This window comes from Flagellimonas amoyensis (assembly GCF_003058265.1).
Lineage (GTDB): Bacteria > Bacteroidota > Bacteroidia > Flavobacteriales > Flavobacteriaceae > Flagellimonas > Flagellimonas amoyensis.
On the sequence record NZ_QBUK01000009.1, the window covers coordinates 183,331 to 200,063 of the forward strand.

14 protein-coding genes are annotated in these 16,733 nt (G+C 47.2%); 5 read left to right on the forward strand and 9 right to left on the reverse strand.

Annotation, left to right across the window (positions count from 1 at the left end):
• Positions 1–286 precede the first annotated feature (286 nt).
• Complete coding sequence (locus DB398_RS13710) at positions 287–2,512, reverse strand: TonB-dependent receptor (protein WP_108425012.1); 2,226 nt, start codon at positions 2,510–2,512, stop codon at positions 287–289.
• A gap of 167 nt (positions 2,513–2,679) precedes the next feature.
• Entirely contained in the window at positions 2,680–3,078 is a 399-nt protein-coding gene (locus DB398_RS13715; RefSeq protein WP_159076440.1) for a hypothetical protein, read from the reverse strand.
• A 154-nt stretch (positions 3,079–3,232) separates the two neighbouring features.
• On the opposite strand from DB398_RS13715, the gene DB398_RS13720 reads away from it, so the two are divergent.
• On the forward strand, positions 3,233–3,745 hold the full coding sequence (locus tag DB398_RS13720) for a DUF456 domain-containing protein (RefSeq protein ID WP_108425014.1): 513 nt from the start codon (positions 3,233–3,235) through the stop codon (positions 3,743–3,745).
• Here DB398_RS13720 and DB398_RS13725 read toward each other — a convergent pair.
• Positions 3,742–4,296, reverse strand: coding sequence for a nitroreductase family protein (locus DB398_RS13725; protein WP_108425015.1), 555 nt, complete (start codon positions 4,294–4,296; stop codon positions 3,742–3,744). The genes DB398_RS13720 and DB398_RS13725 overlap by 4 nt on opposite strands.
• A gap of 161 nt (positions 4,297–4,457) precedes the next feature.
• Entirely contained in the window at positions 4,458–5,345 is an 888-nt protein-coding gene (locus DB398_RS13730) for a LysR family transcriptional regulator (protein WP_108425016.1), read from the reverse strand.
• 75 nt (positions 5,346–5,420) lie between these two features.
• On the opposite strand from DB398_RS13730, the gene hutH reads away from it, so the two are divergent.
• The 4 genes from hutH to hutG are packed head-to-tail and all read left to right on the forward strand — an operon-like array spanning position 5,421 to position 11,226.
• The gene (hutH, locus tag DB398_RS13735) at positions 5,421–6,998 is read left to right on the forward strand and encodes a histidine ammonia-lyase (protein ID WP_108425017.1); all 1,578 of its coding nucleotides are present in this window, start codon (positions 5,421–5,423) and stop codon (positions 6,996–6,998) included.
• A 1-nt stretch (position 6,999) separates the two neighbouring features.
• Entirely contained in the window at positions 7,000–8,232 is a 1,233-nt protein-coding gene (gene hutI, locus DB398_RS13740; protein WP_108425018.1) for an imidazolonepropionase, read from the forward strand.
• 2 nt (positions 8,233–8,234) lie between these two features.
• Entirely contained in the window at positions 8,235–10,250 is a 2,016-nt protein-coding gene (locus DB398_RS13745) for a urocanate hydratase (protein ID WP_108425019.1), read from the forward strand.
• A gap of 4 nt (positions 10,251–10,254) precedes the next feature.
• Entirely contained in the window at positions 10,255–11,226 is a 972-nt protein-coding gene (gene hutG / locus DB398_RS13750) for a formimidoylglutamase (RefSeq protein WP_108425020.1), read from the forward strand.
• A gap of 426 nt (positions 11,227–11,652) precedes the next feature.
• Here hutG and DB398_RS13755 read toward each other — a convergent pair whose 3' ends face one another.
• From DB398_RS13755 to DB398_RS13775, 5 genes are read right to left on the reverse strand one after another with little or no spacing between them, the layout of a single operon-like run.
• Positions 11,653–12,102 (reverse strand): LexA family protein, encoded by a 450-nt coding sequence (locus tag DB398_RS13755; protein ID WP_108425021.1) that lies wholly within the window; start codon positions 12,100–12,102, stop codon positions 11,653–11,655.
• Entirely contained in the window at positions 12,099–13,358 is a 1,260-nt protein-coding gene (locus DB398_RS13760) for a Y-family DNA polymerase (protein ID WP_108425022.1), read from the reverse strand. Before DB398_RS13760 ends, DB398_RS13755 begins: the two co-directional genes overlap by 4 nt.
• A 24-nt stretch (positions 13,359–13,382) precedes the next feature.
• Complete coding sequence (locus tag DB398_RS13765) at positions 13,383–14,561, reverse strand: acyl-CoA dehydrogenase family protein (protein WP_108425023.1); 1,179 nt, start codon at positions 14,559–14,561, stop codon at positions 13,383–13,385.
• Positions 14,562–14,604: 43 nt separating this feature from the next.
• Positions 14,605–15,318 carry a tRNA1(Val) (adenine(37)-N6)-methyltransferase gene (locus DB398_RS13770; RefSeq protein ID WP_108425024.1) on the reverse strand — a complete coding sequence of 238 codons (714 nt, stop codon included), beginning with the start codon at positions 15,316–15,318 and terminating at the stop codon, positions 14,605–14,607.
• The gene (locus DB398_RS13775; protein ID WP_234416285.1) at positions 15,311–16,717 is read right to left on the reverse strand and encodes a sulfatase family protein; all 1,407 of its coding nucleotides are present in this window, start codon (positions 16,715–16,717) and stop codon (positions 15,311–15,313) included. Before DB398_RS13775 ends, DB398_RS13770 begins: the two co-directional genes overlap by 8 nt.
• Positions 16,718–16,733 lie beyond the last annotated feature (16 nt).

Consider the following 16,733-nt stretch of genomic DNA (forward strand, 5'->3'; position numbering starts at 1 on the left):
CTAAAAATCAGAATGTTGAACCCTAGATGTCAGGTCGAGCTGTCATATCGAGCGCAGTCGAGATGCGAGACCTCATTCAAAAACAGAACACCAAAGCATCTCGACTGCGCTCGATGTGACAATTCCCAAAACTGTCAATTCGAGTGAAATTCCGGAGGAATTTTGCCTGCCTGCGGTAGGCAGGTATCTAGAATTCGTAGATTCAGCGTAGCAAATCCGTTTTGGCCTTGGAATTCTGGTTCTCGATACGATTTTTCCAAAGAAAAATCACTCGAACTGACATTATTTAAAAAGTAACCGTGACCTTTCCTCTTAAATAGAACGGCGTTCCCGGTGTAAAATGGATTTCCTCAAAAGAAGTGGGTTCGTTGAACAAACGGCTTTCGGTGGCAAATTGGGTCTCGTTCCATTCCGTATCGAACAGGTTTTCCACAATCAACCCAAACGTCCAATTCTTCAGACTATAGTTGAGGGTGGCATCGGTGACCAAATAGCCTTCGGCCACGATGGAATTGTCCTCATTGGCCGGCCTGTCGTCAATATACCGATAATTGATTCCTCCGGAAAACCCTTGGTTGCCGCCCAAGGTGACCCCACCTGCCATGGTGAAATCTGGTGCCAAGGGGATATGATCTTCCCCATCGGCCTCCTCAGTGCTTCGGGCATGGGTATAATTGGCATCGGTATAGAGGTAAAGCCAATCCAAAGGTTGGTATCGCGCCCCTACTTCAAGACCCATTCTGCGGGTCTTCCCGCTGGGCTCCACAATGGCCGCATCACCCACATACACAAACTCCTGATCCAAGAACAAGGTCCACAAAGTGGCATTCAGCACCAATTTGTCCGCAGGTTTGATGATGGTCCCCAAATCCACACCATAGGCAGCGGGCAGGATATCCTCCCCATTGTTGGCCACCACCACCCGAGTGTCGTTGGAGTGAAAACCGATACCCGTCTTCAAGAAGAATTGTGTGTTTTCCGTGGGACTGTAAATGGTATTGAACTTGGGGCTGAAAGCTACCTTTTCCTCACTGCTGCTATCGTACAGCTCGCTCATCTTGTTGATGTAATCGAACCGGAAATAATCCAGACGAACAGCAGGTTCAAAGGTGAATTTTCCTGATTTGAAGGCTGCTCCGGCAAACGCGTAGCCGTTCATCTCGTCCACATCGCCATAGGCCATACGCTCCAGAAGTTCCTGCCGATTCAAGGTGTGGGACAATTGGTTGTCGTCCACATTATCGTACCGGAAACCAATCCCTGCATTGTATTTGAAATCCAACCCACCAAGACGGGCCGCATTGTCTTGAAAAACGGTTCTGGCACCGGCCATCAATCGGTCTTCAAACTGTTTGATCTGATCTCCGTTCACCGGGTCTTCCAAGAAAAAGGTAAAATTGGAATAGAGCTCAAAATCGTAATGCGACACAAAGGCCATGGTATTGAGCGATTTGCCCGTACCCAAGTTCTTATTGTGGTTCAGGACGAAATTGGTCCTGCTGGTCTGGCCACCCTCAGTGTCGTCAATCGCCCCAAAACGACCAATCAGTCCTTGATCCACGGCACGTTGGGGTATTTGGCCAGATGCGTCCCACTTGCTGGAAAAATGCGAAGCGGTCAACAAGAGTTCCTGATCGCCGGGCAGGGCATATCGGTATCTTCCCAAAATGTTGATGCGATTGAAGTTCTGCGGTGACTCGAACGGACCATCCGTCAGATAGAGTTCGGAGGCCAGATACGCATTGCTGTTCTCGCTGTCCATTACATTGAGCATCCCCATGAACCTTCTGGTGCCAAACTGGCCCACTTCGGTGGACAGCATGCTCTTGTCCAAGCTCTTTCTCAGCTTCAGGTCCACATAACCGGCCGTATTGAAGTTCCCCTGTTCCACATAGTAAGGCCCTTTTCCAAAGTTGACATTCTCGATGGTCTCCGGGATCACAAAGTGAAGGTCGGCATAGCCTTGCCCGTGGGCATGCGAAACCATGTTCACTGGCATTCCGTCCACACTGATGGCCACATCGGTACCATGATCCACATCAAAGCCCCGCAAGAAGATCTGTTCGGCCTTACCCCCACCAGCATGTTGGCCGATGATCAAGCCTGGCACCTTTCTCAAAATCTCTTGGGAAGATTTCACGGGGTTGGTTTTCACATCCACATCCACTACCCTGCTCAGGGCATCCACTTCGGAAACCAAAACCACTTGCTCCAAGGAAATGGAACTTTCCTGAAGCACAATCGTCAATGGATTCTCAAGGTCGGATGCGCTCACCATTCGGGTCTGCGTGGCATATCCCAATCGTGAAAAATAAATGGTATCGTTCACCGAGGTCCTGTCCAGCACAAAATGCCCTGTTCCGTCGGTATGGCTGTGTTGGCCGCTGGTCTTATTGAAAATCCCGGCATCTTCCAATGGGGAGCCTGCTTCGTCAACCAGTTTTCCCTTGATGTTTTGTGCGGCGGCAATGCCCATGAACAGCATGCACAATGCCGTCATAAAATATTTCATGTCGTTGTATTTAAATTTGATTTGTATAAAAACTGCCTCTGTTAGGCACATCAGATAAGCCCACCTGAATGTCATGCCAAACGAGTTTCAGCATACATAATGTGACCCTGAAACAAGTTCAGGGTGACGATTTCAGGACTTATCCGATAAATCCACTAAAAAATATTTCAACAGTATTGGGGAGGAGGTGTGGTCACGCCTTGGAACCACGAAAAGAAACTATTTGGGCGCACCCAATGGTCATTTGCCATTGCTGTTGGGACCATCTGAAATACTATCCCAACGTCATCAACAAAGTGTTTGTCCAATTTGAGATGGATCTCATCCGAGGATTGTTGGTCATCCGGCTGGTTGGCCTCCAACAACGCTTTCAAGGCTTCCAGGGCTTCGTGGGAATGTCCGGCCATGGCTTCCAATGACGAGTAGTCCACTGCTTCATGCTCGGCAAAAAAGCCATGTTGGTGCGTTTTGGGACCCCAGAAATGTGATACTTCGTGCATTCCTTCCAACAAAAGGCTGTTGAAAATCCCGAAGACATAAAAGGTACAGAGCAGGGCACATCCCATTTGGACAAGCCTAGATTTACGATATGTTTTGGTCTCCTTCAAAAGCAATTGGCTATTGGTTTCAAATCTACTTACGAAAATTTAAAGTGGAGGGTTTTATTTTGGTTGTTTGTAACATTTGTCGGTTACATTTGTCTAACAGGAAAAGAAAACCATGGACATCGTCTTGTTGATTTTGGGGTTTCTATTGATGCTGGTCGGCATCTTGGGCAGTTTTTTGCCCGTGTTGCCCGGTCCTCCCTTGAGTTGGGTTGGATTGCTGTTGCTCTATTTGACGAAAGCCGTACCCGACAACTGGTGGGTACTTGGCATCACCTTGGTGATTACCCTGACCATCACCGTTTTGGACTATGTGATTCCGGCCATGGGCACCAAACGATTTGGAGGCACGAAAGCGGGCATGTGGGGTACGATCATTGGGTTGCTAGTTGCCATTTTTGTCCCTGTTTTTGGCCCATTCGGAATCATCATTTGGCCCTTTATCGGGGCGTTGGTGGGCGAATTGCTGAACAAGGCCAATCAAAAAACCGCCCTGAAGGCGGCTTTTGGTTCTTTTTTGGGTTTTTTGACAGGCACCTTTATGAAATTGGTGCTGACCATCGTCTACGCTATTTTCTACGTGTACATCGCCATAAAATATGCTGGCGAACTCTTTACGTTCAGTTAGTCCAACCACTCCACTTTTTCAGCGATGGGTGTTCTTTCGGATGGAATCACCTCACCATCAAAATAGCCCATATAGAAAAAGCCCAAACATTTTTCACCTTCGTTGAGGTCGAAGAATTCACCCATAAACTTGATGAGGCCGGGCGAAGACCAATAACTGCCAATGCCCAACTCCGTGCAGCACAGCCACATATTTTGCACCGCCATGGCCGTTGCGGCAATTTCTTCCCACTCGGGCAGACTTTCTTTGGGATCCCGCTGCATGCAGATAGCGATGACCGCTGCGGAACGCGCAGGGTTCTCCTGTAATTTATTGATGGTGACCTGTTTTGGCTTGGGGTCCACTTCCTGATATTTTTCAGAAAGGAATACACCCATTTCATCCTTTTTTTGACCCGTCAACACCTTAAAACGCCAAGGCTCGGTTTTCTTGTGGGTCGGGGCCCAATTGGACGCTTCCAAAATTTTTTCCAACGTTTCTTTGGCTATGGGTTTATCGTTGTATTGAACAGGAAAAATACTTCTCCTTTTCGCTATAAGATCAAAAATCATACTCATTAAAATTAGATAGTGAATAATACGTCAGTTCGAGTTTTTCCTTTAGAAAAGTATCGAGAACCAAATTTGTCGGCTATTCTCGATACAATTTTCTTTGCTTCGCTTAAAAATCACTCGAATTGACAAATTCAAAGGTAGGCCCCAAAAAGATGTCATCATAATTTCAAGAGCAAATCCATACAGTTTTTTAAGGCCGGATTCCGATTGTCGGCTTTCCAGACCATGGACAATACCGCCCTTTGCCTGATCTGTTTCATCTCGATGAACTTTACCTCCATCTGGAACCCATGCTGCAATGTGGTAGGGACAATGGCAATACCCAATTTATTCTCCACCAACTTAAAAATGGTCTGCGCATGAACGGATTTATGCGACACTTTCGGCACAAAACCACTATCCTCACAAATGCTCAACACGGTATCGTAATACTCAGGGCTGTAATCTTGGGAGAAAAGAATAAAATCCTCGTTGACCAATTGGTCAATACTCTTAAAATTCTTCGCATCAATGGGATGATCTTGGGGCAACACCAATGAAAACGTATCCTCAAAAACAGGTTTCACTTCCAAGCCTTTGGGTACTCGCGACATCCGCACAAAACCCAGATCCAAACGATCGGAAAGGATGGCATTGATCTGTGCACGATTCGACAATTCTTCCAAAGTAGTGTGCACCAAGGGATATTTTTCCTTCAAACCCACCAAAAGTTCAGGGACCACATTTTGCATGGCCGATCCCAAAAATCCGATCCGGACCTCGCCCATATGACCGTGCCCGATCAGTTTCAATTGCTTTTTGGTCTGGTCAAGATGGTTCAGGATGAATTCCACCTCCTTTTTCAGAAACTCGCCGGCCGGGGTCAATCGCACCTTCTTTTTATCCCTTACAAAAAGTTGAGTTTCCAAGATTTCTTCCATCTGTTTGATTTGGGTACTCAGTCCCGGCTGAGAAATGAAGAGCTTTTCTGCCGCTTTTCTATAGTGCAATTCTTCGGCCACGGCCAAAAAGTAGATGAAATGCCGGAGTTCTATTTGATAATTCATACTTATTAAATAATACAAAAATAAGTATTGGCAATTATCATACGCAAGTGCTAATTTTATATCAAAAGATAGTCCATGTCGCACATCAAGACATTTCAATATGGTGAAGACCACCTGACCGCAGGTTTGGCCCTTGGTCTGGCAGGCGGTACTGTAAAAGGAATTTTATCCGACACCTGCCTCAAAAAAGTCAATGCCAGTCACCAAAGGGTACAACGCATTGTGGAAAAAGGCCATATCGTTTATGGTATCAACACGGGTTTCGGCCCCTTATGCAATACCAAAATTTCGAAGCAGGACACCAAAATCCTTCAATCCAACATACTACAGAGTCATAGTGTTGGGGTGGGCACGCCCATTGCCAAACAGTTGGCCAAGATCATGCTGATCTTAAAAATCCATGCTTTGGCCAAAGGCTTTTCGGGTATTGCAGAAACTACTTTGCAACGGATGCTTTGGCATTTGGAACATGATGCCATTCCAGTGGTTCCCAGTCAGGGTTCCGTAGGCGCTTCGGGTGACTTGGCACCGCTGTCCCACTTGTTCCTCCCATTGATAGGTTTGGGTAAAGTGGAATACCAAGGAAAGACCATCACCACCCAAGAGCTTTTCCAAAAAACCGGATTACATCCTTTGGAACTGGGACCCAAAGAAGGTTTGGCCTTGATCAACGGCACACAATTTATAGCCGCCCATGGGGTGCTTGTGCTTCATAAATTACAGCATTGCCTCAAACATGCTGACATCATCGGGACCATGATGATCGAGGGACTTCAAGGATCTTTGAAACCGTTTCATGAGGAATTGCACCAACTCCGTCCTTTTAAAGGCAACCAACATGTAGCGGGTAGAATCCGAACCCTACTACAAGGTTCCGAAATCTTGGAAGACCATATCGACTGTGAAAGGGTACAGGACCCCTACTCCCTTCGTTGCATTCCGCAGGTGCACGGAGCCTCACGAAATACGTGGTTGCATCTGAAGGAATTATTGGAAATCGAACTTAATTCCGTAACCGACAACCCTGTCATCATTGATGACGAACTCACCATCAGCGGTGGAAATTTTCACGGTCAGCCTTTGGCGATGGCTTTGGATTATGCCGCTTTGGCCGCATCGGAAATCGGGAATATTTCAGACCGACGCATTTACCTGGCGCTGGAAGGTAACAGCCCAGGGGTTCCCAAATTGTTGATGAAGGACACTGGGATCAATTCGGGCTATATGATTTTGCAATACACTACAGCCGCCTTGGCCAGTGAAAATAAGAGCCTTTGTTTCCCTGCCAGTGCCGATAGCATTCCTACTTCATTAGGACAAGAGGACCATGTGAGCATGGGTTCCATTAGCGGACGGAAAGCTTTGCAAATAATTGAAAACGTGGAGAAAATATTGGCCATTGAACTCTTGACAGCGGCTCAAGCCTTCGAGTACCGAAAACCTTTAAAATCAGGAATCGTTCTGGACGAAATCCATACCTTCCTAAGGACCAAAGTAGCGTTTGCCGAGCACGACAGGGTATTTGCTGATGATATCGAGAAAGGAATCGAGATCATTCAAAACAACGACATTATTCATTTGGTGGAGGATGTAATGCAGGAAAAAAACCTGCATTGGAACACGCCCCACCTAGAAGCATTTGAAAACTACTAGCATGAAACCATTATTGATCGGACCCTTTTCCCAATTATTGCCCATGACAGGTTTGCCCTTGAAAGGAGCTTTGAAAGACGAGCAATTGCCCATCATTGAAAACGGGGGTATTGTGGTTTCCGAAGGAAAAATCGTGGCCATTGGCATTTTTGATGACTTGAAATCAAACGAAGTCGACATCCATCACATTGAGGGCAAGACCGTTTGCCTCCCCGGATTTGTAGACTCCCATACCCACATCTGTTTTGCTGGCAGTCGCGCTCGGGACTATGCCTACCGAAATGCAGGAAAGTCCTATTTGGAAATTGCCAAGGCCGGCGGGGGCATTTGGGACACGGTGACCCAGACGCGAAAAGCAACCCAAGAGGAATTGGTTGCTGGAATCGTTTCCAGAAGCAAAACGCACCTTCGAAATGGCGTCACCACCATTGAGGTGAAAAGTGGTTATGGTCTTTCTGTGGATGAAGAACTGAAAATGCTTCGAGCCATTAAACTGGCTAATGAAAAAGTAGCGGCCACCTTGATGCCGACTTGTTTGGCGGCTCATATGAAACCCAAAGACTGGAATCTTCAGAGCGAATATCTTGAAGAAATAAGCACGACCCTTTTTCCCATCCTAAAAGCCGAAAACCTAACCCATCGCATCGATGCATTTGTGGAGGAAAGTGCCTTTTCCCCAGAAGAAATCAAACCCTATTTCCAAAAAGCAAAAGCTATGGGATTTGACATTACTGTACATGCCGACCAATTCACCACTGGCGGAAGTCAAGTTGCGGTTGAGTTTAGGGCCGTGAGTGCCGACCATTTGGAAGCTAGTACCGAAAAGGAAATACAGCTTTTGGCAAAAAGCAATACCATCGCCACGGCATTACCCGGCGCTTCGCTTGGTCTGGGTTGTGCCTACACCCCGGCCCGAAGAATTTTGGATGCCGGCGGGGCATTGTCCATCGCCAGTGACCACAATCCTGGTTCTGCTCCGATGGGCGACCTGTTGACTCAAGCCAGCATTTTGGGCGCGTTCGAAAAACTGTCCAACACCGAAGTATTAGCTGGTATCACATTTAGGGCCGCGGCAGCATTGCGCTTGACCGACAGGGGAAAATTGGAACCTGGAAACTGGGCCGATTTCGCCATTTTCCCAACGGATAATTACCAAGAAATCACTTATTACCAAGGGCAAATGAAACCCGGTGAAGTCTGGAAAAAAGGAGAACCCATCCATCAAAACGATTGAGCATGACCACAACATTGACCGATTTTCAAGCACAGATATTACAAGGGATCCCAGAACAACTTCCCACTAAAAGACCCTATCCCGAAAACGGGAACCCGGCACCAAAACGGAAAGATATCCTATCCAAAGAAGAGAAGAAATTGGCGGTGCAAAATGCGCTGCGTTATTTTCCAAAAGCATGGCATGTGGTGCTTGCCCAAGAGTTTGCCGAGGAACTGAAAACGTATGGAAGGATCTATGTGTACCGCTTCAAGCCGGATTACGAAATGTATGCCCGGCCCATTTCGGAATATCCTGCCAAAACCCATCAGGCGGCGGCCATTATGTTGATGATCCAAAACAATTTGAACCCAGCCGTGGCGCAACATCCCGAAGAACTCATCACGTATGGGGGCAACGGAGCCGTTTTTCAGAATTGGGCACAATACCTGTTGACCATGAAATATTTGGCGACCATGACAGAGGAACAGACCCTGCACATGTATTCCGGGCATCCGATGGGACTATTTCCTTCATCCAAGGAAGCCCCAAGGGTGGTGGTCACCAACGGGATGGTGATTCCCAACTATTCCAAACCCGATGATTGGGAAAAATTCAACGCCTTGGGCGTTACGCAATACGGACAAATGACTGCAGGATCATACATGTACATAGGTCCACAAGGCATTGTACACGGAACGGCCATTACCGTGATGAACGCCTTCCGAAAAGTGCTGGACAAGAACGATTCCCCAAAGGGGAAAGTGTTTCTGACCGCAGGATTAGGTGGTATGAGCGGAGCGCAGCCCAAAGCTGGGAACATTGCCGGCTGCATAACCGTTTGTGCTGAAGTAAACCCCGAAGCGGCCAAAAAACGACATGAACAGGGTTGGGTGGATGAACTTTTGGTAGACCTTCAATTGTTGATGGTCCGGGTAAAAGAGGCCATTGCCAACCAAGAAACCGTATCCTTGGCCTACATTGGCAATGTGGTGGATGTTTGGGAACATCTTTACGAAGAAGGCATTTTTGTGCATCTAGGTTCCGATCAAACTTCCTTGCACAATCCTTGGGCAGGTGGATATTATCCCGTTGGTCTTTCATTTGACGAAGCGAATACCTTGATGGTGGAACATCCAACCGCATTCAAGGAAAAAGTACAGGAATCCCTCCGCAGACAGATCAATGCCATCAACAAACACACCGCCAAAGGCACCTACTTTTTTGATTACGGGAATGCCTTTTTGTTGGAAGTTTCCCGTGCCGGTGGCAATGTGATGGCGGAGAACAACATCGATTTTAGATATCCTTCCTATGTACAGGATATTTTAGGGCCCATGTGTTTTGATTATGGTTTTGGACCTTTTAGATGGGTGTGTACTTCGGGCAATCCAAAAGACCTTCAAAAAACCGATGCCATAGCGTTGGAGGTCATGAGAGAAATCAAGGCCGAGGCTCCGGGGGAAATCCAACAACAGATGCAGGACAACATCAAATGGATATCCGAAGCGGAGCAGAATAAATTGGTGGTGGGTTCACAGGCCCGCATCCTTTATGCCGATGCCGAAGGACGAAGCAAGATTGCCGAAGCCTTCAATACGGCCATTGCGAAGGGTGAGATCAGCGCACCCGTGGTTTTGGGTCGCGACCACCACGACGTGAGTGGAACCGATTCCCCTTTCCGGGAAACCAGTAATATTTACGATGGTAGCAAGTTCACCGCGGACATGGCCATCCATAATGTGATCGGCGACAGCTTTAGGGGAGCCACTTGGGTATCCATCCACAATGGTGGCGGTGTAGGTTGGGGCGAAGTCATCAACGGAGGCTTTGGTATGGTACTCGATGGTTCCGAAGAAGCTTCCAACCGTTTGAAAAAGATGTTGTTCTACGATGTGAACAATGGTATCTCCCGAAGAAGTTGGGCCCGTAACAAAGAAGCATTGTTTGCCATTCAACGAGAAATGGACCGTACTCCAAATTTAAGGGTAACTTTACCAAATCTGGTGGAACCGAATATACTGGACGACCTTTTTTAATGTGATGAAACACTACGAACCCCCAAAAAAAAACCTCTGGACCGGACGTATTTCCAACAAGTGGTTGTACCTCCACGAAAAAGTGCATTGCACTCCCTTGACCGAAATTCCCGAAGCCCAGAAAAAATCCATTGCCCTATTGGGTTATTCCTGTGATGCCGGAGTGCACCGTAACCAAGGAAGGGTCGGGGCTGTGGACGGACCGGATGCCATAAAAAGCAGTTTCGGGAAAATGCCCAACCATTTGGCCAGTCATGTTTTGTTGCACGATGTAGGTTCCATTACGTGTACCAATAGCGATATGGAATCTGCCCAAGAACAACTTGCAGAAGCCGTTGTCACGCTTTTGGAGAAAAAACAATTCCCCATTGTGCTGGGTGGCGGGCATGATATGGCCTATGGACATTACTGTGGCATCAAAAAATACCTGGATGCAAAAAAAGAAAGCCAGACCATCGGAATCATTAATTTTGATGCCCATTTTGACCTTCGGAAAAATACGGAACAGAGCAATTCCGGCACCCCTTTTTATCAGATTGCCCAAGATTGCCAAAAAGAAGGCATCGACTTTAACTACCTCTGTCTCGGCATTCGAAAAGATGCCAACGACCGTCATCTTTTTGAAACGGCCAAGGACCTCAACGTTATTTATGTGATGTCCGAAACGTTTCAGCCTACCTTTTTGCAAGAGATCACCACCTTCATCAATGCCTTTACCAAAAATGTGGACCAAGTGTATGTCACCATCGATCTGGATGGATTTTCATCGGCGTTTGCTCCAGGGGTAAGTGCTGCCTCGCCCATGGGTTTTACCCCACACATTGTTTTGGAATGCCTGAAGACTATCATATCATCGGGTAAACTGATCAGCTTGGATATCGCCGAGATGAACCCCAAATATGACATTGACGGACAAACGGCCAAGTTGGCCGCTTCTTTGGTGCACCATGTGGCGCATACGGTTTCAGGGAGTTAATAGTGGCCTGATTGTCATTCTGATCCTTTCGACTGCGCTCAAGACAGGCTTTGCGAAGAATCTATTGGGTAGATGTAGATAGATTAAAGTTTGACACGAATGGCACTAATTCCCATTAATCTACAGATGTCACCTCTCGACCGCTCCTTCGACTGCGCTCAGGATGACAGCTCGACCTGACAACTTTCACAATCCATTTGGAGAAGATTCCGCTCTGCAGCGGAATTTGTTCAACCATCAATTTTGAATTATGTTCATGGGTTTCACAAACAAAAAAAGCCTTCCAAAAGGAAAGCCTTTCATTGGCGAGCATCGGTATGATGCTTCAACCTGATTCCTATCATCGCGACTGGAATCCAACACAACGTTACAAAGATAGCAAAGGTTTTGGATTCACCAATTTGTTTCCATGGGAATAAAAGAAAGTCAAAGCGCCTTGATGACATAAGTGACCACTCCCCATATCAATAAGTCACTGTCCTTAGATACTTTGATGGGCTTGTAGTTCTCATTTTCAGGCATCAATGTAATGGTGTTTTTTTCCATGTGCAGTCGTTTCACCGTGAATTCCCCATCCAAAAAACAGACCGCTATTTTGCCATGTTCCGCCTCCAAGCTACGGTCTATGACCAAGAGATCTCCATCATCGAGCCCCGCGCCGATCATCGATTTTCCGCTAACCCGTGCATAGAAGGTGGCCTCTTTGTTTTTGACCAATGTTCGGTCAAGACTGATCCTTTTTTCCTTAAAATCATCCGCTGGGGACGGAAATCCTGCGGAAACGGTATTGTTGGAAATGGGGACGCCCTTTTTCTTTTCTTCATCTGGAGAAAAAAAAGTGAGCGGTTCGGTATGCAGCGGCTTTTTAGGGGTCATTTTACCGTAATGATTTCATTGATGTTTGTGGTGTACCTCGGGGAAAGGTGTTCTTGTCGCATCTTCCAGGTCCTCTCCAGATCTTGGTTCGCAATCTTCATCTTATTGTTCCCATACTTGTTGTTGATCCCGTCCATGACCTGCATGAGCTTGTGATGCTTTGGATTTTCGGATAGAAATAGGTCCAATTGCCTTGCATTGGTGGGCACCAACCCAGATACGATGACTCCTGCCCTTTTGTATTTAATGCCCGGCCTGAACATGGAAACCGCAGTTTTGACGGCATAGTTGCTGATGGTGAGACTGGAATCCGTGGCATAGGGCAACGTAACAATGAGACTGCCACTGTGCTGTGGTTCGTCCTTTTTATGCCTGTCGCTTCGCAAAAGCACCACAATATGGTTGCAACTACTGCCTTGGCTCCGTAATTTTTCGGCACAACTGCTGGCAAAGGTGGAGATGCGCTCTTTGATGTTCTCGATATCGGAATAGGTACTTTCAAAACTTCTTGTGGTTGCGATGGCCTTCTTGTCCCGGGTATCATCATCCAAATCCAATGTAGGGATGCCCTGCAGGTCCTTTTTCAATCGCAGTCCTATCACCGCCATTTGCTTCCGCACCCATTCATCCGGTAATTGGGTAAAGTCATAGGCTGTTTTTACATTTTGGGTCTGAACTCGTTTCAGGTTTCCATGTCCAATACCCCAAACACTCTCAATTTTGGTCCATTTCAATGCCTTTATACGCCTTTCTTCAGACTGGATCACATACACTCCTCCTGTCCTTGACTTCAATTTTTTGGCAATCTTATTGGCTACCTTGGCCAAGGCCTTTGTGGGTGCTATCCCTATACTGATGGGTATTCCGGTACACTTTTGCACGGTGCGTTGGATTTCCCTGCCGTAGGCCTCAAAATCATAATGCTCGAAGCCATCAAACCTTAAAAAGGCCTCATCCACACTGTACACTTCTATATCGGGCGTAAAGGTCCCCAAAATATTCATCACCCGGGCACTCATGTCGCCATAGAGAGGATAGTTGGAAGAAAACACCTTGATGCCTTGGTCCTCACAGAACTTTCGGTATTTGAAAGCAGGAGCACCCATGGGCAGTCCCAATGCTTTGGCTTCATCGCTACGCGAGATGAAACAACCATCATTGTTGGACAAAATGCCCACGGGAATGTTGTTGAACTGGGGCTGAAAGGCCCGTTCACACGAAGCATAGAAGTTATTGCAATCTACCAAGGCAAACATGCCTAAAAGTAATGAAATAGCAGGTTACTTAAAAGCAGGAATCCCCGTAATATCTGCCCCTGTTATCAACAAATGGATGTCGTGGGTACCTTCGTAAGTGATCACACTTTCGAGGTTCATCATGTGGCGCATGATGCTGTATTCACCAGTGATGCCCATACCGCCCAACATCTGTCGCGCTTCCCGGGCTATCTTGATGGCCATTTCCACATTGTTCCGCTTCGCCATGGAAATTTGGGCCGTTGTAGCCTTGCCTTCATTTTTTAATTGACCCAATCGAAAAGCCAACAATTGAGCTTTGGTGATTTCCGTGATCATTTCGGCCAATTTTTTCTGCTGCAGTTGGAAGGCCGCAATGGGTTTTCCAAATTGGATGCGTTCCTTGGCATATCGAAGTGCGGTATCATAACAATCCATAGCAGCACCGATGGCCCCCCAAGCAATACCGTATCGAGCGGAATCGAGACAACCCAATGGGGCACCCAATCCGCTTTTGTTGGGCAAGAGGTTTTCCTTGGGCACTTTTACGTTGTCGAATATCAATTCCCCTGTGGCGGAGGCACGTAGCGACCATTTGTTGTGGGTTTCCGGAGTGGAAAAACCTTCCATGTCACGTTCCACGATCAGACCGTGGATCCTTCCTTCCTCATTCTTGGCCCAGACCACCGCAACATCGGCAAAGGGCGAATTGGAAATCCAGAGCTTGGCCCCGTTCAACAGGTAATGATCGCCCATATCCTTGAACTTGGTTTCCATGCCACCTGGATTGGAACCGTGATTGGGTTCGGTCAACCCGAAACAGCCCATCCATTCGCCAGAGGCCAATTTGGGCAAATATTTTTGCCTTTGCTCCTCAGAGCCGTAGGCGTAAATGGGATACATGACCAAGGAGGACTGCACCGATGCCGTGGAGCGGACCCCACTGTCACCACGTTCAATTTCCTGCATGATCAATCCATAACTAATCTGATCTAAACCGGCACCCCCGTATTGTTCGGGAATGTAGGGCCCGAAGGCACCGATCTCTGCCAAGCCACCAATAATCTGTTTGGGGAATTCCGCCTTTTGGGCAAATTCCTCAATGATGGGGGATATGTCCCGCTTTACCCACTGACGGGCTGCATCACGGACCAGTTTGTGTTCTTCGGAAAGCAGGTCATCCAAATTGTAGTAATCCGGGGCTTCAAATAAATCGGGCTTCATGCGCTATAATTTTAACCAAATATAACATTACGTTCGGATATTGTTACATTTTCAAATAAAATGCTTCGGTCAATTTGATGTATTCCTCGGTGTACTCATGGCGTCCTATTTCTATGGTCAGCTCGCTTTCTTCGATATCTCCCTTGGAAAATCCAAATTCCATCAAGCTCCTTTTGTAGTCCACATTGGGATTTCCCTTGACCCGAGTGACCCGTTTTGGATACAAACCAGACGCTTGGGCCAATACCACGAATCCCTGCTCCTCTTTATAGGGTATGACAACGGAAAACAGGCCTCCTTCGGACAAGAGTCCCGAAACGCCTTTCAACAGCTCATCAAATGGGAGGGAACTGTTCTGCCTTGCCTGATCCCGTAGGCTGTCGCCGGTAGCCATCTCTTCGGAATAAAAGGGTGGATTGGAAACGATCAAATCGTATTGGTCCTCGATTTCATCCACAAATTCATCAAACCCTGCATGATAACAGAACAACCGATCTGCCCAAGGCGAGCCCTCAAAATTGGCCACACATTGTTCATAGGCGTTCTCATCCAACTCAATGGCATCTATGGTTTCCGCCGTTGATCGCTGCGCCAACTGGAGTGCGATGAGTCCGGTTCCAGCTCCGATATCCAAGATGGTTTCAGGTTGATGGTCCAAAGAGGCCCAAGCCCCCAAAAGCACCCCATCGGTGCCCACTTTCATGGCACATTGATCTTGGTGGACAGTAAATTGTTTGAAAACGAATTTCTTACTCATACAACCTACCTGGTTCTCGGTTCTCACTTCCCTCGACTTCAAGCAATGAATCTCCCAATCGCTGCCGCATACGATTGGCCAAAACTTTTATCTCTGCCACGATTTCGGGATATTCCTCCGCAACATTATGGGTCTCGCCCACATCGTTCACCACATCATAGAGCTCCATCTCTTCCATATCGACCATCCGATACTCGCCTGGCTTTCCATCTTTTCCGGGTTCTTGCCCTTCCATGGTTCGATATCGGTGTGGGAAATATAATTTCCACTTCCCATAGCGCACCCCAAAGAGTTCATTCACTCTATAATAAAAGAAATAGGCATCTTGAACGGGAACCGTCCGCTCCCCACTGAGAATGTTCCACACACTTTTTCCATCAATAATGGTTTCTGGCAATTCCGCCTCTGTTATCTCAGCAAGGGTAGGCAGCAGGTCAATGGCCATCATCGGGACATCAATGACCTTTCCTCCTTTGAGTTTTTTTGGATATTTGATGATACAGGGTTCTCGTTGCCCTCCCTCCCAAGCAGTACCTTTCCCTTCACGAAGGGGCAACGCACTCCCAGCATGGTTTCCATAAGAAAGCCAAGGACCGTTGTCCGAAGTAAAGATGACCATGGTGTCGTCTTCGAGTCCATTTTCCTTGAGTGCTTTGATGATTTGTCCCACCGACCAATCGATCTCCATGATGACATCACCGTACAGCCCCCTTTCCGACTTGCCCTTGAACTTATCCGACACGAACAATGGCACATGGGGCTGTGGATGTGGCACATATAGAAAAAATGGCCGGTCTTTGTTCCTTTTGATAAAATCGACGCTTCTTTCGGTAATTTGCGTAGTCAATTGGGATTGGTCAATCAAGGTATCGATTACCGTTTCATTTTCATAGAGCGGTAGATCCGGGAAATTGAAAATGGTTCCCTGCTGGGGGTGAAAAGGCCACATATCATTCGAGTATGGAATTCCAAACCATTCATCAAACCCATGCCGGGTGGGCAAAAACTCTTTGTGGTGCCCCAAATGCCATTTCCCATAAATACCGGTGGCATACCCTTTTTTCTTCAACATTTCGGCAATGGTGGTTTCCGAAGCACTGATCCCATGTGTATTATCGGGCCCCAACGCATTATGGATGCCAATTCGGTTAGGATAACACCCTGTTAAGATTCCCGCCCTGGATGCCGAACAGACTGCCTGGGCGGCATAGTAATGGGTCAATTGCAGTCCATCTGTCGCCATTTGGTCCAAATTAGGGGTCTTTATGTCCGGAGAACCAAAAACCCCCACATCCTGATAACCCTGATCATCCGTGAAAATCAGTACAATGTTGGGGGGACGTTCCGCTACAGTGGGCTGGGTTTTCTTATCCCCACAGGAGGTTAAGCCAATGACCATAAGAACAAGAAGATAT